This is a genomic window from Holdemania sp. (assembly GCF_986127675.1).
In genome coordinates, this window is the sequence record NZ_CFQZWI010000008.1 from 29,487 (window position 1) to 54,067 (window position 24,581).

The window sequence follows — 24,581 nt, forward strand, 5'->3', positions numbered from 1 at the left end:
GCTCTATTCCTGCCCGCTTGCTATGGCTGATCGGCATATGAAAATAAAAAACTCCCGACGATGAAGTCCGTCAGAAAGCGGTCGATTCCCCAAGAAGGAATTATTTCAAAGCCGGGAGTTTTTATCACCTGATCCTGAATTTTCAAGGATTGCCGGAATTTACCAAATGAAGAAGCTTAAAGTCTTTTAACAGTGAACTCAGAACGCCACTTCTTTCTTGATAATCTGCGAAGTCATGCGGTAGAAAATCAGATAGAAGATCGTGAAGATCACAGCGCATACGCTGACGCAGGCATAGGTGAAGATCGGATTTGTCAGTTTCAGCGCCACTAACAGCGTCTGCATCAGCGGCGTCGCGAAGCTGGTGTGAATCAAAGCGGTAATCAGCGGCAGGAAGAAGACGAGCATGACCTGACGGTTGATCGTTGCGGATACCTCCTGTTCGTCCATGCCGACTTTCTGCAGGAGGATATACTGTTCACGATCGTCCATCGCTTCCGAGATCTGCTTGAAATAAATGATCAGCACGGTCGCCGTTAAAAACAGAGCGGAGAAGAACACGCCGACAAATAACAGTCCTCCATACATGCTTTTGAATTCCTGCCGGTCGTAGTCAAGACAGGTGGCAAATTGAACCGGAACGCCTGATCCGCGGACACGTTGGTTCAACGCCTCGTAAAACGCCGTGCGGTTTTCCAATGTGCCGCTGTAATTCACGCCGATCCGCGTGCTGGTTTCCCATTTCCCTTCCTGCAGATAATCCTGAACCGGCAGCATCGCCGCTTCATCCGCGAAGACCAGGAATAACAGCTCGCTGGAATCCGATGAATTCGTGCCGCCGCCGTTGTTGTATTTGCGCTGAGTGAACGGCGTGCTGCGCTGGATATCGCGGACCGCATAGGTTTTTCCATTAATCGTTAATGCTGAAAGATGAATCTGATCGTTGCCCGTCAGGATCAGAAGCTCATCACTTTGCAGCGCCGCAACCTGACCGGTAATCCGCTGGTAGGTATCGCTCTGAATCAGAAAGATATCGTAGCCATAGTCGATCACCGCACTGCGGAAACCGACGAGATAGTCGTTGTCGGTAAATGTTCCCAACGTAGAACCAATAAGTTTGGAATACGCTTCGCCATAGCTGTAAATCTGGACATCCTCCAGTGTGACATGATGCGTTTCGGCCAGCTCGGCCGCAGCCGCGGTGATTTCATCCCGCTGAGAAGAAGTCAGTTCCTCGCTGAGCGTGTAGGTCAGATCATCCGGATTGGATTCCGACAACGCATTATCCTCGCCGAAAAACAAAGCTGCGCAGCCGCCCATCGTCACTAACAACATCGTGCTGAGGATGCAGATCGTCGTCAGGCTGGAAGCATTCCGGCGGATCCGGTGGGAAAGCATCGACACCGCGACGAAGTTGTCAGGCTTGTAATAAAACGTTTTACGCTTTTTCAGCCAGCGCAGAAAGAATGTCGTGCCGGATTCAAAGAGAATGGAGGTCGCGAAGATGACAAGCATGCAATCGAAGAAAAAGACCATCAACGCGGTAAACATATTGTTGGTGAACAAGGCGACGGCATAGGCCACGATCAGGCAGATCAGGCCGAACACCGTCTTAACGGCCAGAAAACGCACCGGTTTATCCGCCTGTTTTTCGCTGTGAAGCAGCTCGATCGGATTGAGCCGATGAATCTGAAACAGTGAAACGGCGGTGGTCGCCAGAAACAAGCCGATAAAAACAGCGGCCGTCCAGCCCAGCGCAGTCCAGGAAAAGGCGTAGGGCAGGCCGTTGGGACTGTTGAGTATCCTTAACAGGATCATCCAGATCAGGCGTCCGCCGACCAGTCCCAAAAGGAGTCCCAATCCCAAGGAAGCAAGTGTTTGAATCCAGTTTTCCCAACATAAAATCAAAGAGATGTGTTTCTTTTCCATGCCCAGAATCGTATATAAGCCCAATTCCTTTTTCCGCTTTTTTAAAAGCATCTGATGGATCGAGATCATAAACAGAATCGCAAAGGTCGTGATGACGAACACGCCCAGCTGGAAAATAAAGGCCAGCGTCGCGCCGCCGCGGATTTCCGGCACATGCGGATTAAACATCATCGTCATGATCAGAAAATGCAGAAACACCGTGACGGTACTGGCGATGAAAAACGGCAGCGTCACATTTTGACCGCGTTTCAGATTGTCGCAGGCCAGACGGAAAGCATAGCGGATCATAAGCTCTCCCCATCCTGCCGCGTCGCCATGGACAACGACGCGGTAATCCGGTCGTAGAAGACTTGCTGAGACTGATCGCCGCGGCATAATTCTGCGAACAGCCTGCCGTCGCGGATAAACAGCACCCGCCGGGCATGGCTGGCCGCCAGCGAGCTGTGCGTCACCATCAAGAGCGTCTGTCCCTGTTGGTTCAGCTGATCAAAAATGTCGAGCAGCTGTTGGGATGACCGCGAATCCAGCGCTCCGGTCGGCTCGTCGGCCAGAATTAGGCGCGGCTCGGTAATGACCGCCCGTGCTACTGCAGTCCGTTGCTTTTCACCGCCGGAAATCTCGACCGGGAAATGTTCCAGCAGCGGTTCAATGCCCAGACTGGCAACGACCGGTTTTAACCGTCGTTCCATTTCCGCTAATGGCGTCCGGCTGAGCACCAGCGGAAGCAGGATGTTGTCGCGGACAGTGAAGGTGTCCAGTAAATTGAAATCCTGGAAGACGAAGCCCAGCTTTTCCCGCCGGAAGGCCGCCAGATCCTTTCCTTTGATCTGTTTCATGGATTGACCTTCCAGATAGACCTCGCCGCTGGTCGGCGTATCCAGGGTCGCCAGAATATTAAGCAAGGTCGATTTACCCGATCCCGACGCGCCCATGATCGCGACGAATTCCCCCGCTTCTATGGAGAAGCTGACTCCGGCCAGCGCGCGGCACGGTTTGCCTCCGGCGCGGGTGTTGTATACTTTTTGAATGTTCTCTGCTCGCAGCAGTTCCATTTTGCATCCCTCATTTCTTTCATCTGATCCCATTTTATCGCAGCGCTGAAATTCGCTCCATCGACTTGACGAACAATTTCCCGGGCAATCGAACATTTCTGTCACGATGCGCAAAGGAAGGAATCAGCGATAGAAAAACAGATCGGGAGAGGGGAAGATCAGATGAACCTGCGTACCTTTCTCTTTTTCGGATTCAAGATGCAGCTTGATATTGAGCGAATCGGCGGTTTTCCGGCAGAGATAAAGCCCGATCCCGCTGGCCTTGAAGTCATGGTGGCCATTATAGCCGGTATAGCCCCGCTCAAACAACCGTGCCTGATCCGCGGCGGCGATGCCCCGACCGGTATCGGCGATGATTAAATGCGGTGTCGGATCACAGCGAAACGTGACGCTGATCATGCCGGCGTCAGTGTATTTTAAGGCATTGGACAACAGCTGTTCCAGAATGAAGCCCAGCCATTTCCGGTCGGTAATAACAGGTTGATGAAACGGCGTGAAGTTCAGCTGCAGCTTTTTCAGGATGAACGGCAGCGCCTGCTTGCGGATCACTTCCTGGCACAGCTCGCCCAGATCACACGGCTCTAAAATCAGATCCTCTTTCAGATTCTCAATCTGAATCGCCTTGAGCGCGGTCTGTGCATACTGTTCCGTTCGCATCAGCGCGAGCTTCATTTCGTTGAGATGACTGGCGGAAATGGTGTCTTCCGGCTCGAGACTTTCAAGAATCAGGCTCAGTGAAGCCAGCGGCAGTTTAATTTGATGCATCCACATCGTGACCAGCTCTTCCCGCTGTTTTTGTGCGGCGTTTTGCTTTTCCTTTTCTTCCGTCAGGATGACGCGCTGCTTCAGGATCAGCTGTTGATAGCGCAGCTCCAGCGGATCACGCGTTTCCGGCATTTCTTTTTCCAGACTGATCCACGCCTCTTCCAACGCTTCCAGCTGCCGCTGCCGACGTCGATAACGACGATAATCCAGCGCGGAAATCAAGGTCAGCAGCGTCAGGACGATCAGGGCGGTGTAGCCGATCGAATCCAGCGGATACCAGTAGAGATATTGCAGGAAGGCGTAGATCGCCAGCACGATCCCTGTCCACAGAAAAAGAAACGAGCGATGACGCAGATAGCTTTTAAGCATGAAGCAAATACCCCAGTCCTTTGCGTGTTTCGATGCAGTCGTCGATGCCCAGCTGTTCCATTTTTCTGCGCAGCCGGTTGACGTTGACGGTCAGCGTGTTCTCATCGACGAAGCAGTCGTTGTTCCATAGCTTCAACATGATCTTTTCCCGGGATACGACTTTATTTTTATTTTCCAGAAGCAGCTGCAGGATTTTAAACTCATTCTTGGTCAGCTCGCATTGCCGGCCGTCTTTGCTTAAGGAAGCGTCGGCGAGATTGAAGACGGCGCCCTGAAACTCCATCAGCGTTCCCGAAGGCTCGTAGCTGTAAGCCCGGCGCAGCAGCGCCTGAATCCGGGCGACCAGAATTTCCATGGAAAACGGCTTGGTCAGATAATCGTCGCCGCCCTGATTCAACGCCATGATGATATCCATGTTTTCATTATGTGAGGACAGAAAAAGAATCGGTACCTTGGATAGTTTGCGGATTTCCGCACACCAGGCATGACCACTTTTCCCCGGCAGCGAGACGTCCATGATGATCAGCTGCGGCTGCACGCTTAAAAAATCCTTGTCCAGCTGATCAAAATCTGTCGCCGCTTCGCAAGGATAGCCCCATTTAGTTAAATTCTCCGAGATCAGCCGGGCCAGGCTGGCGTCATCCTCAATAATCCAGATCTTATTCATATCAGGCCCTCCTTCATCTTCCTTATTATAATTGAAAAAAGGCGGGAATTGGAGATTGTGACAAAAATGATCGGTTGCGCTTGTTTGATCAGGCGTCGTTAAAATCAGCTTCAGTCTCGGGGGCCGAGATCAACGCCGGCGGCGCTTTCAACCGAGTCCAGCTGATTCCGATCAAAATCCACGGGCAAAATTAGAAATGAGCGTTCTCTGTCAAAGATAAACCACTGGGTCATCGGACGGTTGACGACATATTTCAGATCCGGCGCGAAGGGGGAGATTTTCAAGTCCCAAAACTGATATTCTCTGTTCAAAAAATAATGACGCGGGCATCATGTTCCTGTTTTCCAGCTTGATTTCCAACTCACCAACCTGTAAAAAACCGTTAAACTGATGAAACTGATCGACATTTCCTTGTAGATGAAGATCCATGAATTCTGATGGACATGCGCCGACGCAGCGCATGGACAGTGTCTGATCGACGCAGCGCGGCCGGATGATCGAAAAGGTCTGAATGGCGAGAATACCGACGATCATCAAGCTTGCAATTCCAATCGCGGTCAGGATCCGGAACCAACGGCGGGGTTGTTTTTTCATAAAAGGGACTCCATTCTGAATTAAAGAGAAAGAAAACACGAGAATTTAAGATCAGGTCTGTCCGGCAGAACAGATAAGCAACAGTCTGTGATTTCAGCCTGCGCGGCAAATCCGGGATAATTTCGTACTTTATAACGAGATTTCGGGATCGACTCTTTCTTTAATGCTTAATTCTAGTTTATAATAAAAAGATAGAGAAAGAAAGCGGATGGCGGACAGGGATGAGGGAGAACAGAATGAATCAGGAAAAAACGAATGAAAAACGACTGCGGATTCTGAAGTCGGCTGCGAACTTGATCGCTCAAAAAGGCTACTACGGCGTCGGCCTGAAAGAGATTCTGGATACCTGCGGCATCCCCAAAGGATCGTTCTATTATTTCTTCCCCGGCGGCAAGAATCAGCTGGGCGTTGAAGTGCTCAATTATGCCTATGAGCGCATGGAACAGGGCATTCTGGCCTTGATCTTCCCGGTATCGGACAACGCGGTGGACGTGTTTGTCAAGATGGCGCATCACATTGCGGATATGCTGGAAAATCACAAGGGATACGCGACGTCGCTGGTCATCACGTTCATCGGCATCGAAGCTTCCGATATCAGCGCCGACATGGAGGAAGCCGCGAAACAGGTCTATCAGCGCTGGATTCGCTTATACTGCGATAAGCTGATGGCTTGCGGATACAGTCTGGAACGGGCCGGACACATCGCCCCGCAGATCTGCGCGCTGATCCACGGGATGACGCTTTCCTGCTGGATCCGCAAAGACACCTCAGATCTGTTGGCGCTGGAACCGGCGATCCGCGCCCTGCTTCAATGAGAACTATTCTCAATGAGGAAGGGAAACGACAGCGAAAAAATAAAGCTCCGCTTTTAAATCCCCCTTGGGTCAGATTTTTGACTGGGAAAGTATTTTGGGCGGAGTTTTTTTGTGGAAACAAAATGGGAGGCAGCCGGAAAAAGCGGAAAAGAAGACATGAAAAGTTCCCTGAACAGAAGGGAATTCAGGGAACTGCAATGGGATAAATCAAAGCGATCACGCTGCGGGGGTCTGCCGTTCCTGTTCAAGAAACGCCAAGAGTGAAGGCAGCATGCTTTCGTTTACGGTAAAGAAGAAGGCCATATACCGACATTTCTGAAACAATTCGCCATCCATTGTGAACGTGTAGCCCGTCTGGCAGCGGGGGTTGCAGTCGTCTGGATTGATCAACCGCTTACAAACCGAGGCTTTGCGGATCGCTTTTTTCATCGCTTCCGGCAGCGTGCTTAAAAACGCTTCATACCGGGATATGCTTTCCGGATACAGGCGCAGCTTGACGCCACTTTTCCGGCAGACGAAGTTGGCCAGCGTTTTGCGGTCCGGCTTCAGGTAGCTGACGGTGTATCCGCTTTTGGCTTCCTTGATCTCCGCCTGACAGCCCTGATTTAACAAAGCCTCATGCAAAGTCTGAACTCCCGCTTGTTCCGCAGGCTTCAGACTCTGCTTAAAATCGTCAAAGGCGGCGCTCATTGCGCGTTGCCGGATTGAGCGCATACCACGGGAATCCACACTTCAAAGCGGGCCTGGGATGGATCGGGTTCCAGATAAACCTCGATGTCCGGGCCGTTATCGTATTCATACCCGGAGGTCGGCAGCCATTCCGTGACGATTCTTCGTTCCAGATCCTGAATCGCCTGCGGACAAACCCCTTCCCCGGAGAAGATCGCCCACGTAAACGCCGGCACGACATACTCTTCTAACGGCGCTTCCGCCGGCAGATCGGTCGCCACGGAGATAAAGTATTTCCAGTTTTCATGCTCAAAGCAGGCGCTGACGCCCAAGATCCCCATCGGCTGAGCGTTCATCATCGCCGCCAGTTTTCCGATCCAGCATTCCTCTGCCGCCCGGCCCCACAGCTGCGGGACGACGCTGAAATTTTCCTCGGTGTTGCTTTTCATCGGGGCGGATAAGCCCACGATCCGAAACGCTTCTTTCTTTTCAATCCGATAATTCATTTCTTCCACTCCTTTGACAGTGATCCGGAAACTGATCGGCGGGAAAGTTTTGATGGAGCAGCCCGGCTTGCGGACGGCTGAAGGGGCAAGGCCATGCACGCTTTGGAATGCCCGATTGAAGGCGGTCGGCGAAGTATAGCCGTATTTCAGGGCAAGGTCGATGACCTTGATTTCACTCTGCTGCAGCTCGACCGCGGCAATCGACATCCGCCGCCGGCGCAGATATTCGGAAAGCGGAATGCCTGCGATGTAAGTGAACATGCGCTGATAGTGATAGCTGGAACAACAGGCGATCCGCGCAAGCTCCTCGAGCCTGATTTCTTCCGTTAAATGTTCCTCGATGTAATTCAGCGAGGCGTTGAGGCGGTCAATCCATTCCATAGTTTCCAGATCCTTTCTGTATTTTTGATTGTACTTCATGCTTGGGAGAATATCCTCGCATTTTAAGACCGGAAAAAGCGAGCTGTCAGAGGTTGATCGCGGCTTTGCGGGCCTGGCGGGTGAGTTCCTTGACCGGCAGCGTATAGAGCCGGCCATCCTTGATGAAATGCGTTCCGCATTGGCGGAATTCAAAGTGCGTATGCTGGCGTTCGCACTGGGCGCGCAAATCCAGAATCCAGGCGTAGTCTAACGGGCGGGCGCAGCGGTCCGATTCCCCGCCGGCGACAACCAGTTCGATCGTTTCATCACGCAGCCATTTTTCCAGATCCATCGCTTCCAGCATCGGCTGGCAGATAATATTCTTATGGGCGATCGGCAGCGTGGCCAACAGCGCTAACCGTTCATCCGCGCGGCGCTGATTCTCAACGGTACAGCCGATCGTCACATGGGGATAGCCCGCACCCCAGTCGTCCGGCAGACCGATGGAAAACCGTTCGATGCGCTTGGTCAGAAACAGAAAATGAAGATCCGGACGCTGACGGATGATCTGCCAGGCCTCCGCGCGCCACGGATCGGCGTCTTCGACAAAGAAGTCGGAGGAGAAGCAGACGTAGACGATCTGTCCGCCTTTCATTTTCCATTCACCGTTGGCTTTCTTTTCCAGCGGCGCGTAAAAATGCTCGCTGCGTACGACTTGGTTCGTATCGACGCCGCGGCGGGCGTCGCCTTTGTGGATATAACAATAGCGGCAGCCTTCACTTTGACGGTGACAGCCGCGCCAGGGTGTCCAGAATGCCATGATTTTCCCTCCGTGATTCTGCGGCTGACGGCCGATTGCCGGAACCTCCTAAGATTTGCGCCGAATCGTTCAATTTAAAATAAGAATCCGATTCGTTATGTTTCTCTTTCATTATGCGAAAGGAACGCGGGAAAGTAAACCGGGAAATTCAGGTTTTTCCGACGGAAAAGGGAAGGTGTGTTCCGATTGAAAGTGAGACTGAGCTGCGGCGCAGCGCATCCGGAAGCGTATTTTCTCCGCTTTGACTCCGGTGAGAAAAGGGGGTTAACCGTTGCCGGCTGGAGGGGTATTTCCACAGGATAAGGGTTGATCAGGACAAGCCGAAAATAAAACAAAGGTCTGCCGCAGGGGACAGACCTTTTTCAATCCTGGATGTTGTGGCATTACAGCGAGCAAACCTTCATGAATCATTGGTGTTGATGCGCTGCAATGGGACGTTTATTCGCCCAGGCTGTTGACCGCGCTGATGCCGGCCAGACGTCCGGACGTATAAGCCCAACCCTGAGCTGCGCCGCCATAGGTGACGTATTCACGCTGTTCTGAGAACAGAACGCCCAGAGAATCCGTGCCGACCGCGTACAGGCCGTTGATCGGCGTCGCATTGTCGGAGCCTAAGACCTGCATGTCAGTGTTGACGTCCAAGCCGCCGACCGTGGAGTAAATGTAGGAAGCGCCGACAAAGGCGTAATATGGGCCTTCTTCGCCGATCTTCATCGTTAAGAAGTCCGCGGCCTTGCCGAATTCTTCATCCTTGCCCGCTTCCACCGCGGCATTGTAGCGGTCGACATTGTCTTTCAAGACCGCCGGGTCGATCTTCAGCTGCTTTGCCAGATCTTCCAGCGTATCGGCTTTATAAGCGATGCCTTTTTTCACGCACAGGTCGATCAGCTCGTCCACCGGCAGCGGTTTGCCTGCGTCGATGCCGCCCTGGCAGGTCAGATCGTCGTTGAAGCTGACCGGCAGACCGTTCTTTTCAACGTCGCGGAAGAAGTCATCCGACCAGATCGTGTAGTAGCGCGGACCGGATTTCCAGGTCTGGAAGGTGCCTGCTTCGTTGGAGAAACGTTCGCCCTTCATGTTGACCTGTAATGCGTAAGCAGCGCTGGCCAGCGCATTCGGGAAATCGTTGAGCGAGTTGCGGCGCGGCAGCTGTGTCCAGAAGCCCACGTCGTTTTCATCGCCGACGACTTCAACCGGATATTCGTGCAGCGTGATCGGCGCGCCCTGCAAGTGAACCATCGGCGGCATCCCGATATTGTAGGTACCGGCGCCCAGATCCAGCGCGGAACTGATCATCGTGCCGTCGTTCTGCTGCATGCCGTACATCAGCCAGCTGCCCTGCAGCGGGTAATACTGGTTGGACAGGTATTTTTCCTGCAGCGCGGCGTTGTTGGAGAAGCCGCCTGTGCCGATGATGACTTTCTTGGCATTGATGGTGTACTGCTTGCCATCGTAACGTTCCGCCTTGACGCCGGTTACGGTGTTGGTGTCCTTGTCATAAATCAATTCTTTAGCTTCGACTTCCAGCAGATACTGGCCGCCAACCTTTTCATAGTCGGCGATCATGCTGTCAAACATTTCGCCGGTTTCTTTCTTCCAGTTGCCGTAACCCTGGCCGGTATACTGGAATTTGACGTACCAGATATCCTCGTCAGTGAAACCGCGCTGCGGTCCGCCGTATTGATAGCCTTCGCCTTCCGGGGAACCCTTGCCGTAATCAAAGCCGTGGCTGATCAGCCAGTCGACCGTCTTGCCGGATTCGTCGAAGAACAGATCCAGAAGATCCTGCTTCGCATCGCCCTTGGTAAAGTTGTTCCAGTCTTCCTTCATCGCTTTGGCGTCGACATAATCCTTGCCGCCATGGTAGGTCTTGTCGTATTCCGGGGCGTTGATGCCCATCGTGTCCGCGGTGATGCAGGAGGTGCCGCCGTATTTGCCGGCTTTGTCAATCGCCAGAACGCTGACCTTGGAGGCGTCGTTGCCATTGGCCGCGTACTGAGTTTCAGCCGCGCTCATCGCCGCCGCTGTGCCGGAGCCGCCCAGGCCGACGACTAAGACGTCGACGTCAATCGTTTCCTGCTCTGTGGATTTGGTCGGCGCCTTATAGAAATTCTTGATCGCCGCCGCTTCGGAGCCACCTTCGGCCAATGCCTGGGCAACGGCTTTTTCCGTAGCCTGCTTGATGCCCGTGCTGGAACCGGTGCAGCCGGTGATCGAATCGACGGTGACCGACTGATTTTCCAGAATCCGCGGAATCAGTTTTTCCTTTGCCGCTTCCAAGAATGGGTAGGTGTCGCCGTTGTCCAGCACTTCAATGCTTTCAATCTTGTCTTCGCTGACCGTGACCGCGACTTCCATTTCCTTCAACAAGGAGAAACCGCTGGCGGTGACGGTGTAGGTGCCGGCCTTCATCTTGGCGGCCGGAATTTCCGCGCTTGTGCCGTTGTATTCGTCGATCGCTTCCTGCACCGCGGTTTTAATTGCAGTGGATGTGATGGTTGCGCCTGCGACGCCGTCCACGTCCGCGCTGCCTGCCTCGGCGATTTTCGCCGGCAGTTCCTGAATCGCCTGACCGCCGATCGTCGGCGTTTCCTCGTCGCCGACCGCCTCCACACTGGTCAGCTTGCCCTCTTTGTCAAAGTTCACGGTGACGGTGACATCGCCGCCGAATCCTTTGGCTGTTTTTGTGATCGTCGCTTCGCCTTTCGAACTACCGCTTCCCTGAGCCGGTTCATTCTTCGTACCGCAGGCCGCGGTGGTCATCATCAGGCCCGCAAGCAGAAGCGCCGTCAGCTTTTTACTGCTTTTCATCATTATTTCCTCCCTTTCTTCCTCTGCGGTTAACAAAAACTTCCGCAGATTTCGTCTGTATTCTATCATGAGAAAGAATTATCAAGGATTAAGTGAAGATTAATTTTTTGATTATTAGTTCTAATATTGAACTGTAAATGGTTATGAATTCAGATCACGCGCACGGGCCCGCCGCTTTCCGATTCATCCCTCAGGCAAGAAAATCTGATGGAAAGAATTGATTTTCCGGCGGGGGTTCACTATAATGGAACGCACAGAACAGGAGTGAAAAAATGCTCAAAGAATTTAAGAAATTTGCGCTGAAAGGCAACATGATCGATCTGGCGGTCGGCGTGATCATCGGCGGAGGCTTCAACGCGTTAGTCACGTCGATGGTCAACGATATCATCATGCCGGTGATCAGTCTGTTTACCGGCCGGCTGGATTTCACCAATATGTTCATTGCGCTGGACGGCCAGCATTACCCGACGCTGGCGGAAGCGCAGGCACATACTTCCACGATCGCTTACGGCAGCTTCATCACCGGACTGATCAATTTTCTGTTAACCGCGTTTGTCATCTTCCTGATCATTCGCTGGATGAACAAGCTGCGTGCCAGGGAAGAACCGGCGCCGCAGCCGAAGACGACCAAGGTCTGCCCTTTCTGCAAGACCGAGATTGATCTGCATGCCACCCGCTGCCCGCACTGCACTTCCCAGCTGGAAGCGGAATAAACGGATTCTGTCGGAAGCTCTCCTTCGAGGAGAGTTTTTCTTTTTTCTTACAATTTTTTGAATTCAACTTTCATCAGATTGATTTGTGGTACAGTAAACGTATTGAATCATAGAAAGAAGGCGGTTGACTTGGAAAATAAAACGCTGCTGCAGGCCTTCGAGTGGTATCTGCCCGAGGATCAGCAGCATTGGAAGCGGTGCGCCGCGATGGCGGAAAGCTGGGCTGCGCTGGGAATCAGCGGTGTCTGGCTGCCGCCGGCCTATAAAGGCACAGGCGGAAAAAGCGACGTCGGCTACGGCGTGTATGATACGTATGATCTGGGAGAATTTGATCAGAAAGGGACTGTCGCCACGAAATATGGAACACGCGCGGAGTATCTTGAAGCTGTTGCAGCGCTGCATCGGGCCGGAATTGAAGTGATGGCCGATATCGTGCTGAACCACCGGCTGGGCGCGGATGCGCAGGAGGAAGTGCTGGCGGTGCAGGACGCCGGGGACAACCGGAACCAGACCGTTGCGGATCCCCGGACGATTCAGGCGTGGACGAAGTTCACATTCCCGGGGCGGAAAGGAAAGTATTCCGATTTCACCTGGAACTGGAGTCATTTTGACGGCACGGATTGGGACAGCGATTGGAAGTACAGCGGAATCTTCCGCTTTGTCGGGAAACAATGGGATCAGGAAACCGACAGCGAGAATGGCAATTATGACTATCTGATGGGCGCGGATCTCGATCTGTCCAATCCAGAGGTTATCGCGGAACTGGACCGCTGGGGTCAGTGGTATTACGATACGGTGAAAATGGACGGCTTCCGTTTGGACGCGGTAAAGCACATGGATTTTCAGTTTTATACTCACTGGCTGGGCGAGCTGCGTCAAAACACCGGTCAGACATTGCCGGCCGTGGGCGAATATTGGAGCTGGGAGCTGGATAAGCTGCGGCATTATCTGGACGTTTGCGGTCATTGCATGCGGTTGTTCGATGTGCCGTTACATTATCAGTTTGTCAAAGCCGCCACCAGCAACGCCCAGTTTGACATGGCTCAGATTTTGAGCAACACGTTAGTTCAGACGGAGCCGGACGCTGCCGTGACGTTTGTCGATAATCACGATACCCAACCCTCCCAGGCGCTGGCATCATGGGTGCCGGCCTGGTTTAAGCCGCTGGCCTATGCGCTGATCCTGTTGCGGAAGGAGGGCATTCCGTGTGTTTTTTACGGTGATTTAGTTGGAATTCCGCATGACCGCATTGCGCCGGTGATGGGGTTGGAGCGAATGATCCGGGCGCGCCGGGATTACGCCTATGGTCTTCAGCGCGATTACTTTGACGACGCCAATATCATCGGCTGGACGCTGTCCGGGGACGATCAACATCCGCATTCCGGTCTGGCGGTGATCATGAGCGATGCGCCGGGCGGAACCAAAACGATGGAGCTGGGCGCGGCTCTGGCGGGCAAGACGATGCGGGATGTGCTGATGAATCAGACAGAAATCATACAGCTGGATGAAAACGGATGCGGTACGTTCCCGGTCGGCGGGGGCAGCGTGAGCGTCTGGGCGCTGGATGAAGCCTACGACGCGCTGACGCTGACCTTATAAAGCAGGTTTCATCAACGATACAGAAAAAGTAAAACCATCGCAGGCTGCCGATTGATCGCACTGGTATCGCTTTAGAAAGTCGTGGAAAGGCTGCCCTTTCGGATTTCAGACTTTGCCTTCATTCAAACAAATTTGCTTGCCGAAATCCGACCGATCGGTTATCCTGAAATCAGAAATCAGAAATCAGAAATCAGAAATCAGAAATCAGAAATCAGAAATCAGAAATCAGAAATCAGAAATCAGAAAACAGAAGACAGAAAACAGAAGACAGAAGACAGAAATTAGAAGACAGAAGACAGAAAACAGACCGGAGAAATCCCCGGTTCAGGAGGAATGACGCATGAATCAAGCGGAAGCGGCACGCAGAGCGATGGCCGAATGGCTGGCTGACGAACATGAACTGGGCAGTGTCCCTGAATGTTTGGAACAAACACAGGAATTTGATCTGCATGATCTGCATTATTATATCTTCCGCTACAAACCAACCCGGAATCATCCCGACTGGCTGCTGGGGGTCGCGGGCGGTTATGAAAAGGACGCGCTTGATCATTGCGGACATGTGTTCAGCGAAATGGAAGTATATCAGGAAGCAAACGCTGTCGATCAGGCGGTCGCGCTGGTTGAACAGGTCCGCGCCTATTGCATGCGGGAAGGGGCAAAGCAGGAGGAAGCAGCCGGGATCGGCCCGTTCGCCGGTTTTGTGCTGCTGCGGGAAGCGCGTTGGGATCCGCGGAAGCTGGCGGACGATTTGCGCGAAAGGTGGCAGATTGAGATCCGTGAGCTGCCGGACGATCCAGATCAGCCGCTGGTGGCCGAAGTCGACGGGATGACCCTGGCCGTCAGCCTGATGGGCGCGCCGGTTCCCAATCAGGAAGCAGAACGCAATGCGGAGAACAATTACCTGTGGCCGCAGGCTGTCGAAATGACGAAACAGCATCAGGCTCATTTGCTGGTCGCGGTGTTAGGTCGAGATCAGGCGGCGCTGATTCAGGCTTCGCTTTATACGAAGCTGATGGCCAGCTGCTGCCGGCAGGACGGCGTTCTTGGCGTCTATACGACCGGTACGGTGTACGAACCAAAGCTGTATCGGGAAGTCGCAGAACAGATGAACGAGGGCGAACTGCCGATCTACGACTGGGTGTATCTCGGACTGTACCGCAGCGAAGCGGGCATGTGCGCGTACACCTATGGGCTTCAGGCCTTTGGAAAACGGGAGATGGAGGTGCTGGACAGCGCCGCTTCGCCGCAGCAGCTGCACGATTTCCTCTATGCCATTGCCAGCTATGTCCTCGATCAGGACGTGACGCTCAACGATGGGGAAACGATCGGCTTCAGCGCCGAAGAAAAACTGCCGATCACCTGCGGACCGGGCCGGTCGCTGGATCAGACGATGCTGCAAATCCGCTATCAGCCGGCATAAAATAAATAAAAAAACGTTGATTCCCAACCGCCGGGCCAAAGCCGAAGCGGAGCGCACGGATCAACGTTTTTCTTATGAAATGGGCCCGTACAGCGAACAGGACCCTCAATGAGAAGGCAAACAAAGTGGAAACCGCAGTTGGGTTGAAAGCGTGGCACTTTGGACACGGAATGCCCTTGATTATCCATCCTTCCTGCGATCTGGCGAAGGGGTGGCGGGAAGCCTGACTTTTACAGAAGATTCAGATTTTCCAGCCGCTCCTGTTCGTTCTCCTTCAAAATCAAATCAATGCACTCCGCGACGGAATCCACAACCGTTTTCGCCTTCGCCTGGATATCCGGGCGGGCATGACTCATACAATAGCTGTGCGGGATCATCGCGAACATTTCAAAGTCGTTTTCCGAATCCCCGATCACTGCGACTTCATCCAGACCGACGCCGGTCAGTGCCGCGATCTTGGCAATCCCGGTCCCCTAGTTAGCGCCGTCTTTCAAAATGACGATCGAATACGGACTGGTCTGAATAATCTGATACCGTTCGAAGAATTTCCGCTTTAACATATCCTTATAATAATCGACGCCCTCTTCCTGCTGGAAGTGGCAGAAACAGGCGGTGATGTGCGTGTGGTGCGGATCCCGGATATATTCGGAAATCGACTCGTCCAGCACCTGCCGGCAATCGCGGATCCGGTGCTTGGGATTGAGCTTATATTCCATCGCCTGTTCCCCGAAAGGATCCTCAAAAATATAGTCGTTGTCCTGTGTGACGACCAGAAAACGATGCTCGTAGGCACTGTCGGAGAAAACCTCCAGAAGCGCTTCAATTTCATCGTGGTCGAAATCTGTCTGATAGATGAAGCGGCCATTCAGCCGGATGGAAGCGCCGCAGATGCCGACGGTGTCAAACACCAGATCGGAACCAAAATGATGTGGCAGAAAATTCACAGACCGGCCGGTCGCAATCGCAAACCGTACGCCGTGATCCTGCAGCCGGCGGATCGCCGCGCGGTTTTCTTCGCTGACGCCGCTGGTCAGCACAGGCGGGATATACAACAACGTACCGTCCAGGTCGGAGAATAAGATTTTGATCAAAGAAAATCACCTCAGTCCCATTATATCAGGAAATCGCTTATTTTCTTTTCCGCTTTGTTAAAAATGCCGAAAAAAGAAGAAAACAGGCGAATTATTGATCCAGAACGCAGCGCGCGTATTTTGATCGTCTGTTTTCCCGATAAGTCAATCCCGCCTGACTTAACAGATCCAGAAAAAAGGCTTTTCCCGCCTGCGGATCACCGGTGACCTCAAATTCGATTTCATAATCGCTGCGGCCGTTGATCAGGCTGTGATCCAGACATAACTCGCCTAAAGGATAAACGCGCAGATGCCGGTGCGTGATCATTTGACCGCAGACATGAACGGGCAGCGTAAGCCCCAGCTTGTCAAACAAAGCCCGAATTTCCGGGTTGTCAAACGCTTCCGGACTGTTTTCCGGCAGCTCCATCTCGATCTCCCGCACACCCTGAGCCTGGGGAATCTTCATGGTGAACAGATGCTTGCCCTGCACGTCGCGGATCCGCATCGCGATCTGCTTTAACGTTGAGCTGGGCGTGCAGTCATAATACACGTTGGACTGCACGAGGACCTGATCGACGCCGGTCAAATCACGCAGCTGGCTGAACTCCTGTTCGCTGACCAACATTTTATATTCAATTTCAAGATTTTCATTCATTGGAAAGTTCACCTCTTCCCTGTATGATATAATAAGGAAGCAGAAAAGAAAAGGAAAACCGCGAGGGAGAAAGCTTCGCGGCATAAAGGAGATGCGCATGAATCAACGACCGGCACTGATCTGGGATTTCGACGGAACACTGGCTTATCAGGAAGGCAAATGGTCCGGAGCGATGCTGGCGGCGATGAACGAGCTGGCGCCGGGGCATGGGTTGACATTGAAGGACGTCCGCCCGCTGATGCACAGCGGATTTCCATGGGACGAACCGGAAAAGCTGCACCCGGAGCTGACGGATCCGCAAGCCTGGTGGACCTTTTTGGAGGCGTATCTGGTTCGGGTCGCGCTTGCACTGGGCTTCAATGGTGATCAAGCGCAGCGAATCGCCCGGCGGGTGCACCGCGTTCAGGCCGACAGCCGCTCTTATCATCTTTATCCTGATACGCTTGCAACGCTGGATTGCCTGAAACGCGAAGGCTACCGGATGATCATCCTGTCCAATCATGTGCCGGAGCTGCCGCAGATTGTCCGCGGCCTCGGCTTGACGGACGCCTTTGAAGCCGTGCTGGGCTCCGCGCAGACGGCCGTGGAAAAGCCCCATCCTCAGGCGTTCAGGCTGGCGATGGAAACCTTGGGAAATCCATCGGCGGCGGTGATGATCGGTGATAATCCGATCGCGGATGGTCAGGGCGCTCTTCAGGCGGGCCTGCAGCCGTTGTTAGTGCATGGTTGTGATGAATGCGCATCGTTTTGGCATTGCGGTCAGCTGTGCGAGATTCCTGCGCTGCTGGCGTCCAAGTTCAAAGACAGGGAAATAACAACGCAATAGAATAAAGCGTGCAGCCTGAGTTTTCTTCTTCTTTGAAAATCGGGCATGCGAAAAGTCAGAAAGACGGCAGGCAAAGCTTTGAAAGCCACGGAAAAAAGCAGGCGAAAAGCCGTGAAAAAAAGCAGCTTAATGCGAATGGATGAAAAGCATTGAAGCTGGGAAAAAAGCGAAGAAAGCGAGAAAGAGTATGAAACAAAAGTTTGCGGTCGTTCACCGGCCCGATGAAACATCCCGGCAGCTGAAAAGCGAGCTGGCGGATAAATTGCGTGAGAAAGGCTGGACGGAAGAGGAACGGCAGCCCGATCTGGTCTTTGCGATCGGTGGGGACGGCACATTTCTCTATGCCGTGCACGAATATCTGGATCAGCTGGAAAATGTAAAGTTTGTCGGGATTCACAGCGGAACACTCGGCTTTTTCTGCGATTACCGCTGCGATGAGATGGATCTGTGCGTTCAAGATGTGACCCACCGCAGTCCAAAGTGCGAAAGCGCACGTCTGCTTCAGGTCACGGCACGCGGTGAGAAACAGGAAAAAACGATCTATGCGTTAAACGAAATGCGGATTGAAAACGTGACGAAAACGCAGCTGATGGATATCGAGATCAACGGTTCTTTCTTTGAAACCTTCCGCGGAACGGGGTTGTGTCTGTGTACGCAGATCGGTTCCACGGCTTATAACCGCTCCTTAGGCGGGGCGGTGATCGAAAGCGGCCTTCCGCTATTGCAGCTGAGCGAAATTACGGGAATTCATCACCGTGCTTACCGCTCGTTGGGTTCGCCTCTGATCCTGCGGCCGGAATCCGTGATTAAGCTGCGGTCCGCCAACTTCGAAGGCGCGCTTCTGTGCTATGATCACCTGTGCTTCAACCTTGATCAGGAAACTGAAATCGAAGTGTTCCAGAGTCCGAAGCAGGTTCAGATTGCCCGGTATCGGGATCTGGCTTATTTGCAGCGGCTGCGGATTCTGTTTTAGACTGGGCTTAATCAGCGGTTGAATTCGGGGTTAAACCCGCGGCTTGACCGGAAGATGGATTTCGGCATAGTTCCGATCAATCCCCAGCTGAAACTGAAATTTGATCGGAGATGAAAGAAAACCGTGGGCAGAAGAAACCTTAAAGAACAAAAGGAAGGTCGGGACTGAAAATTAAACTGGGAATCAGACTCAAAACAAATAAAGAAAAGGAGCGATGAAGATGAAACCGAACGTAATTATGATTTTGATCGACGATTTGGGATGGATGGATTTAAGCTGTCAGGGAAGCTCGTTTTATGAAACGCCGCACATCGACCAGCTGCGAAAAGAAGGCATGGCTTTTGATCAAGCCTACGCCGCCTGCCCGGTTTGTTCGCCCAGCCGCGCCAGTATTCTGTCCGGCAAATATCCGGCCCGCTTAAAGGTGACTGATTGGATCGATCATGAGAACTATCATCCCTGCCGCGGCAAGCTGATCGACGCGCCGTATATCAAGGAGCTGCCGGTCAGCGAGTTCTCGATGGCGAAAGCCTTTCAGGAAGCCGGCTATCAGACCTGGCATGTCGGAAAATGGCATCTGGGAAAAGAAGCGGCGTATCCGGAGCATCACGGCTTTGATGTCAACCTCGGGGGCAGCTGGTGGGGCCATCCGAAGAAGGGGTATTTCAGTCCGTATCACATGGAAAACCTCAGCGATGGACCGGAAGGGGAATACCTGACCGACCGGATCGGCGCAGAAGCGGCCGCCTTGATCCGCAGTCGTGACCGTCAGCGTCCATTTTTCCTGAACCTCTGGCACTATGCGGTGCATACGCCGCTGCAGGCCAAGGCGGAAGATATCGCCTACTTTGAAGAAAAAGCGAAGCGGAGGGGACTGGATCAGCAGGATCCGTTTGAGATCGGCGATCCGTTTCCGATCCTGCAGAAAAAGGATAAGCGGATCACCCGCCGGATTGTTCAGTCGGATCCGGTGTATGCCGCGATGATCAAGGCACTGGACGACAGCGTCGGCCAGCTGATGGCGACGTTAAAAGCGGAAGGGCTGGACGAGGACACAATCGTGATTTTCACTTCGGATAACGGCGGACTGGCAACGGCGGAACATTCGCCGACCTGCAACTTCCCGTTGTCGGAGGGCAAGGGCTGGATGTATGAAGGCGCGGTGCGGGAACCGTTGTTTGTGCGCTGGCCGGGGAAGATCGAGGCGGGAAGTCTTAGTCACGCGCTGACAACCAGTCCGGATTTCTATCCGACATTGCTTGAGCTGTGCGGTCTGCCGCTGCGTCCGCAGCAGCATTGCGACGGCGTGAGCCTGGCTCCGGTGCTGTTGAATCCGCAGGCGGAATTTGACCGCGGGCCGATCTTCTGGCATTATCCGCATTATGGCAATCAGGGCGGAACCCCAGGCTCGGCGCTGCGCTGCGGGAAATGGAAATACATCGAATTTTATGAAGATCACAGCGTCCGGCTGTTTGATCTGGAACAGGATGTTTCGGAAAAACACAATGTGGCTGAGGCCAATCCGGATTTAGTCCGGCAGTTCCACAGCCTGCTTCATGAATGGCTGGAAGCGGTGGATGCGTGGTATCCGGAGGTGAATCCCAATGCAGAACAGGACATGGCGTGATGCCATCCGCGCTTACGTTCCCTTCAACGAACAGGAACGCAGCGATAAAGCCCGGTTTCTGGAAGTGCTGGATCTGGAAAATATCCTGACCCGGGAGAATGAAGAAGCGCATGTTTCCTCCTCGGCCTGGGTGATGAACGAAGCGCTGGATCAGGTGCTGATGGCTTATCATAATATTTATCAGTCGTATTCCTGGCTCGGCGGTCATGCGGATGGGGATCCGGATTTGTTTGCGGTCGCGCTGCGGGAAGCGAAAGAGGAAAGTGGAATTACGGAGCTGACGCCGTTTTCCCGGGAAATTCTGGCATTGGATATCCTGCCTGTCCCGGCGCATATCAAGCGGGGCAAGCCGGTGAAGGAACACGAACATTTGAACGTGACCTATTTGTTTATCGCACCGACGGATCAGACGCTGAGTGTCAAAGCGGATGAGAACAGCGCCGTTGCCTGGATTCCGATCGCGGATCTGCCCAAGGTGGTCAGCGAAGCGCGGATGCTTCCAGTCTATGAAAAGCTGATCGCGCGCTCCCGTCAGTGGAAAGGGGAAGCACTGCGCGAAAAGGAGCCGCAATGAAAAAAGAAATCGTAGTGGCCGGCGGTTGTTTCTGGGGTGTTCAGGAATATTACCGACGGTTAAAGGGTGTTGAGGAAACACGCGTCGGATATGCTCAGGGAAGTCTTGAAAACCCAAACTACGCGCAGGTGAAGCGGCAGATCAGCGGGCATGCGGAATGCGTGCGGATCGTGTATGATTCCGATCAGATCACGCTCGAACAGCTGCTGGATCATCTGTTTCGAATCATTGATCCGACGTCCCTGAATCGGCAGGGCAACGATGTGGGAACGTCCTACCGCACGGGAATTTATCCGGCTTGCGCGGAAGACGAGGCGATCGCGCGGCAGTTTGTGAAGGAGCGGCAGAAAAACTATGCCCGTCCAATCGTGACGGAGGTCGAACGGTTAGTCTGCTTTTATGACGCCGAACAGGAACATCAGGATTATCTCGTGCGTCATCCGCAGGGGTATTGCCATGTTGATTTTTCCGTGATGCGGCCGCAGGAGCGGAAAGCGCAGCGGGAAATCACAGGGATGCGGTCGGATCATGTTGGATTGGATTGAAGCGGAAGCAAAGTTCAAAATTTAAGAGTTTCACGCTTTTTCGAACTTTTAGAAAAGGAAAGAGAGTTGTCGGCAGCGGCAGCTTTTTTCCTTTTCTTCAAGGAGGGCGGCCGTTACCGCAGCGCTGAGTTTCATGCATTCTCTAACATGATTCGGGAATTTCGCTTTTCAAAGCGGGAGAACTCCGGTATCATTAAGGTAGAAAACAGGAGGAAATTCGAATGTTGAAAGACTATGCGCTTCATTATTATGAGCAGGGATATAATTGTGCGGAAAGCCTGGTTTATGGGGCGAACGCGGCGTGGCATTTAAATTTGGATGAAAATGCTTGTCATCTGATGGCCGGTTTGGGCGGCGGCTTGCAGGTGGGGGATGTGTGCGGCGCACTGACTGGAGCCGTGTGCGCGCTGGGGTGTCTGATCGTGAAAACCAAAGCGCATGACTGCGCGGAGTTAAAGCCTTTGACGCAAGCGGTAGTCGAACAAGTGCGCCAGCGGCTGGGATCGCTGCGCTGCGAGGAAATCAAGCCGCGGCTGTTTCAGCCGGAGCGCCGGTGTGCGGCAACGGTGGAAAACTGTGCGGATATTTTGGAAGCGGTGCTGCGGGATGTCGGCTTGTTGCCGAAACCGCTGGAAGGCGTGGACGAAACGGCAGCCTGACGCTGAAAATAAGAACCATCACGAAAGGGGACCGCAGCGGGAGACACTTTTGATTTTTCCTGAATTTGAGGAGGATGAGAATTGGGGGCTTATCCGATTCTTAACGGTGCGTGCAGCGGTTATCTGAACAGGAAGAAAGCGAGGAAGAACTATGCAGATAAAACCTCATCTGCCTTATGTACTTTTGATGGCGGTTAACTTGTGGATTCTGCCGGCAGTCATCAGGGACACAGGAACGGCCATGGTCATGATGTTGGCCGGCCTGCCGCTGATCACGTTGATCATCGCGGCGGCGCATGCGCGGAAGGCGGGTTTTGTGGCCGCTTTTGCGATCGCCACGGGAATCTTGTTTATCCCTGCGATTTTTCTATATTTTAATGAAAGCGCGTGGGTTTACAGCCCGGCGTATGCTTTGATCGCGCTGATCGGTGGCGTCGTTGGAAAGGGCCTGAGCTCGGAAAGAGGAAGCAAGTAAACGATGCCGTTGGAAATTGTCAGAAAGGATTTGAGCGAAGTGACCGCCGACGCGGTTGTGAGCTTCGTCAATTCCGGCGTTGAAGAGGGTGCCGTTCGCGTAGATCATCAACAAAGCTTTCCAGCGGGATGTGAGATTGAACAACGGACTTGTCAGGCTGCGGTACTGATCGAGGTGATCATGCCGCAAAATGCGGGTGAAAATTCCGGGACGGCGGTGTTATTGGCGCGAGCGTATCGGCAGGCGCTGGCGGCGGTGGTCCGGGAACATTGCAGGTCGGTGGCGGTCGAATGGCCAAAGATGAGCCTGCCTGGGATATCAGAAGATGAACTGTTATCCATAATCGTGCAGGGGGAACGTGAATTTCTGGCAGAACAGGAATTATGGGTGACGCTGGTTGTGGAGGATGTTAGTCGATTGCGGCTGTCGGATTCGTTAATCGGTGCAGTCAGCCAATACATTGAGGATCATTATGATCAGGCACTTCCGCGAGAGAAAACAGGCCATGTTCTTGCGAAAATGAAGAACTTCATCGCGCCGGTTGACGAAGATAATGCAGCGGATGAGGAACTTCAGGATATTCCTGCAGAAGAAATGTGTCTTTTTGAAGAAATAGCAGAAAAGGCTCCATCAGATGATTTTCATGGAACCGAAAATACGGGCGGTGAATCCGCATTTGTTTGAACAGTTGATCGCGCAGCGTGAGGAATCATTTTCCAAATCGCTGCTGCGGCTGATCGACGAAAAGGGAATGACTGATCCGCAAGTCTATAAAAGAGCGAATCTTGACCGGAAGTTGTTTTCCAAGATTCGAATTCAGAAGGATTACCGGCCAAGTAAAACGACGGCGCTGGCGCTGGCGATTGCGCTGGAGCTGAATCTGGATGAACTGAAGGTCTTGATCGGACGGGCCGGCTATGCCTTGACCCATGCCAGTAAGCTGGATATTATCGTTGAATATTTCCTCAGTCAGGGGATTTATGATTTGTTTCAGATCAACGAGGTGTTGTTTGCTTTTGATCAGCCGCTTTTGGGCGGTCGTTCGTTTTAATTTGCTTTGTCGCCTGCCAAGCGACCTTCGCTGATGTCTTTCGGCTTAAACTGGAAGCACAGAGGAGGCAAAAGTAATGAAGAAAACAATGAAGAAAGTCATGAAGGAAACAATGGAAATTGTATTTATTCTGGATCGCAGTGGCAGTATGGCGGGTTTGGAACAGGACACGATTGGCGGATTTAACAGCTTGATTGAAAAACAGAAGCAGAGGACAAGCCGGGCGAGGGTTTCGTTAATTTTATTTGACAACCGAACCGAGGTGATTTTGGATCGTGTTCCGATTGAGGACGTCGGATGCTTGAGTGAAGAAGAATATAATGTCCGGGGCAGCACCGCGTTATTGGATGCGGTCGGCCGTTCAGTATGGCATATCGCGCGGGTGCATCAAAAGATGAACGTGGAAAACCGTCCGGAAAAGACGTTATTTATCATTACGACGGACGGCATGGAAAATTCCAGCGTTGAATATTCTCTGGATCAGGTAAAACAGTTGATCGAGCGGCAGAAAGAGCGGGATCATTGGGAATTTTTATTCCTGGGTGCGAATATCGACGCGGTGCAGACTGCGGGCAGGATGGGAATCGAAGCGAGCCGGGCTGTGAATTTCCATGCGGATAAGCCGGGAATGCGAAAAAATTTCGGCGTTCTGGTGAATGCAATATCGAGTTTTGCGGAATCCGAAGAATTAAACGAAAACTGGGCCGAGGATATTCAGAAAGATTTTGAAAGCCGCAAACAAGAAGTTCGTTTTTCGAAGTAAGAAGAATAGAAAAATCATAATGAATAGAGTTTTGAATTGGGTATCCATGGATGTTTCTACAATGATCAATATCGGAAAAGCGGCAGTCAGAGCTGCCCTTTTTATTTTGATTTCTATGGGTAAGTAAAGTTGCTGAGAAAGTGGAAAGCTAAATTGAAATCAAGACGTTTCTGAGTTATAATGAAATTGTAAAATTAACTCAAGAAAGTATTTTTGATTTTTTTAATTATTTTAGGAGGCTTTTTCCGATTTTCCGCAATATTAATGATAG

At 52.6% G+C, this 24,581-nt stretch carries 24 protein-coding genes and 1 pseudogene; 14 read left to right on the forward strand and 11 right to left on the reverse strand.

Annotated elements, in window-relative coordinates:
* Positions 1–198 precede the first annotated feature (198 nt).
* The 5 genes from AC5OW4_RS02770 to AC5OW4_RS02790 all read right to left on the reverse strand — a co-directional run bounded on the left by AC5OW4_RS02770 (position 199) and on the right by AC5OW4_RS02790 (position 5,376).
* A complete protein-coding gene (locus tag AC5OW4_RS02770; protein ID WP_493676630.1) occupies positions 199–2,217 on the reverse strand; it encodes an FtsX-like permease family protein in 2,019 nt (672 codons plus the stop codon).
* Positions 2,214–2,981, reverse strand: a complete 768-nt coding sequence (locus AC5OW4_RS02775; RefSeq protein ID WP_072685318.1) for an ABC transporter ATP-binding protein — start codon at positions 2,979–2,981, stop codon at positions 2,214–2,216. Before AC5OW4_RS02775 ends, AC5OW4_RS02770 begins: the two co-directional genes overlap by 4 nt.
* Before the next feature lie 123 nt (positions 2,982–3,104).
* Positions 3,105–4,115, reverse strand: coding sequence for a sensor histidine kinase (locus tag AC5OW4_RS02780; RefSeq protein WP_493676631.1), 1,011 nt, complete (start codon positions 4,113–4,115; stop codon positions 3,105–3,107).
* Positions 4,108–4,782, reverse strand: coding sequence for a response regulator transcription factor (locus AC5OW4_RS02785; protein ID WP_072685320.1), 675 nt, complete (start codon positions 4,780–4,782; stop codon positions 4,108–4,110). Before AC5OW4_RS02785 ends, AC5OW4_RS02780 begins: the two co-directional genes overlap by 8 nt.
* A gap of 210 nt (positions 4,783–4,992) precedes the next feature.
* A complete protein-coding gene (locus tag AC5OW4_RS02790; protein ID WP_072685321.1) occupies positions 4,993–5,376 on the reverse strand; it encodes a hypothetical protein in 384 nt (127 codons plus the stop codon).
* 236 nt (positions 5,377–5,612) lie between these two features.
* Here AC5OW4_RS02790 and AC5OW4_RS02795 point away from each other — a divergent pair, with 236 nt between their 5' ends.
* Entirely contained in the window at positions 5,613–6,191 is a 579-nt protein-coding gene (locus AC5OW4_RS02795) for a TetR/AcrR family transcriptional regulator (protein ID WP_072685322.1), read from the forward strand.
* 216 nt (positions 6,192–6,407) lie between these two features.
* On the opposite strand, the gene AC5OW4_RS02800 is transcribed toward AC5OW4_RS02795, so the two are convergent.
* The 4 genes from AC5OW4_RS02800 to AC5OW4_RS02815 all read right to left on the reverse strand — a co-directional run bounded on the left by AC5OW4_RS02800 (position 6,408) and on the right by AC5OW4_RS02815 (position 11,357).
* Entirely contained in the window at positions 6,408–6,905 is a 498-nt protein-coding gene (locus AC5OW4_RS02800; protein WP_229100726.1) for a hypothetical protein, read from the reverse strand.
* Positions 6,878–7,786 (reverse strand): AraC family transcriptional regulator, encoded by a 909-nt coding sequence (locus AC5OW4_RS02805; protein WP_229100727.1) that lies wholly within the window; start codon positions 7,784–7,786, stop codon positions 6,878–6,880. The genes AC5OW4_RS02800 and AC5OW4_RS02805 overlap by 28 nt, the downstream gene beginning before the upstream one ends.
* A gap of 46 nt (positions 7,787–7,832) precedes the next feature.
* A complete protein-coding gene (locus AC5OW4_RS02810; protein WP_072685324.1) occupies positions 7,833–8,546 on the reverse strand; it encodes a DUF5131 family protein in 714 nt (237 codons plus the stop codon).
* 438 nt (positions 8,547–8,984) lie between these two features.
* On the reverse strand, positions 8,985–11,357 hold the full coding sequence (locus AC5OW4_RS02815; RefSeq protein WP_493676632.1) for an FMN-binding protein: 2,373 nt from the start codon (positions 11,355–11,357) through the stop codon (positions 8,985–8,987).
* 272 nt (positions 11,358–11,629) lie between these two features.
* Between AC5OW4_RS02815 and mscL the strand changes: the two genes are divergently transcribed.
* The 3 genes from mscL (at position 11,630) to AC5OW4_RS02830 (ending at position 15,089) form a co-directional block, all read left to right on the forward strand.
* The gene (gene mscL, locus AC5OW4_RS02820; RefSeq protein ID WP_072685325.1) at positions 11,630–12,070 is read left to right on the forward strand and encodes a large conductance mechanosensitive channel protein MscL; all 441 of its coding nucleotides are present in this window, start codon (positions 11,630–11,632) and stop codon (positions 12,068–12,070) included.
* 129 nt (positions 12,071–12,199) lie between these two features.
* Positions 12,200–13,669, forward strand: a complete 1,470-nt coding sequence (locus AC5OW4_RS02825; RefSeq protein WP_493676633.1) for an alpha-amylase — start codon at positions 12,200–12,202, stop codon at positions 13,667–13,669.
* 340 nt (positions 13,670–14,009) lie between these two features.
* Complete coding sequence (locus AC5OW4_RS02830) at positions 14,010–15,089, forward strand: DUF4261 domain-containing protein (RefSeq protein WP_195397654.1); 1,080 nt, start codon at positions 14,010–14,012, stop codon at positions 15,087–15,089.
* Between the two features lie 230 nt (positions 15,090–15,319).
* On the opposite strand, the pseudogene AC5OW4_RS02835 reads toward AC5OW4_RS02830, so the two are convergent.
* A pseudogene (locus tag AC5OW4_RS02835) lies at positions 15,320–16,180 on the reverse strand (HAD-IIB family hydrolase).
* 91 nt (positions 16,181–16,271) lie between these two features.
* Positions 16,272–16,817 carry a CYTH domain-containing protein gene (locus tag AC5OW4_RS02840; RefSeq protein WP_195397655.1) on the reverse strand — a complete coding sequence of 182 codons (546 nt, stop codon included), beginning with the start codon at positions 16,815–16,817 and terminating at the stop codon, positions 16,272–16,274.
* A 97-nt stretch (positions 16,818–16,914) separates the two neighbouring features.
* On the opposite strand from AC5OW4_RS02840, the gene AC5OW4_RS02845 reads away from it, so the two are divergent.
* From AC5OW4_RS02845 to AC5OW4_RS02890, 10 genes are all read left to right on the forward strand, one after another.
* Positions 16,915–17,643: an HAD family hydrolase gene (locus AC5OW4_RS02845; RefSeq protein ID WP_493676634.1), complete on the forward strand. Its 729-nt coding sequence runs from the start codon at positions 16,915–16,917 to the stop codon at positions 17,641–17,643.
* Between the two features lie 187 nt (positions 17,644–17,830).
* Complete coding sequence (locus AC5OW4_RS02850) at positions 17,831–18,616, forward strand: NAD kinase (protein WP_072685429.1); 786 nt, start codon at positions 17,831–17,833, stop codon at positions 18,614–18,616.
* A gap of 220 nt (positions 18,617–18,836) precedes the next feature.
* The gene (locus AC5OW4_RS02855; protein WP_229100728.1) at positions 18,837–20,243 is read left to right on the forward strand and encodes a sulfatase; all 1,407 of its coding nucleotides are present in this window, start codon (positions 18,837–18,839) and stop codon (positions 20,241–20,243) included.
* Positions 20,221–20,817, forward strand: coding sequence for an NUDIX hydrolase (locus AC5OW4_RS02860; protein ID WP_072685332.1), 597 nt, complete (start codon positions 20,221–20,223; stop codon positions 20,815–20,817). The genes AC5OW4_RS02855 and AC5OW4_RS02860 overlap by 23 nt, the downstream gene beginning before the upstream one ends.
* Positions 20,814–21,362: a peptide-methionine (S)-S-oxide reductase MsrA gene (gene msrA / locus AC5OW4_RS02865; RefSeq protein WP_072685333.1), complete on the forward strand. Its 549-nt coding sequence runs from the start codon at positions 20,814–20,816 to the stop codon at positions 21,360–21,362. The genes AC5OW4_RS02860 and msrA overlap by 4 nt, the downstream gene beginning before the upstream one ends.
* Positions 21,363–21,583: 221 nt before the next feature.
* The gene (locus AC5OW4_RS02870) at positions 21,584–22,021 is read left to right on the forward strand and encodes a C-GCAxxG-C-C family (seleno)protein (RefSeq protein ID WP_072685334.1); all 438 of its coding nucleotides are present in this window, start codon (positions 21,584–21,586) and stop codon (positions 22,019–22,021) included.
* A gap of 151 nt (positions 22,022–22,172) precedes the next feature.
* Positions 22,173–22,496, forward strand: a complete 324-nt coding sequence (locus AC5OW4_RS02875) for a DUF2651 family protein (RefSeq protein ID WP_072685335.1) — start codon at positions 22,173–22,175, stop codon at positions 22,494–22,496.
* Positions 22,497–22,499: 3 nt separating this feature from the next.
* Entirely contained in the window at positions 22,500–23,180 is a 681-nt protein-coding gene (locus tag AC5OW4_RS02880; protein ID WP_493676636.1) for a hypothetical protein, read from the forward strand.
* Positions 23,140–23,547, forward strand: coding sequence for a hypothetical protein (locus tag AC5OW4_RS02885; RefSeq protein ID WP_308560091.1), 408 nt, complete (start codon positions 23,140–23,142; stop codon positions 23,545–23,547). Before AC5OW4_RS02880 ends, AC5OW4_RS02885 begins: the two co-directional genes overlap by 41 nt.
* A 76-nt stretch (positions 23,548–23,623) precedes the next feature.
* Positions 23,624–24,310, forward strand: coding sequence for a vWA domain-containing protein (locus tag AC5OW4_RS02890; RefSeq protein WP_229056922.1), 687 nt, complete (start codon positions 23,624–23,626; stop codon positions 24,308–24,310).
* Positions 24,311–24,581: the final 271 nt, after the last annotated feature.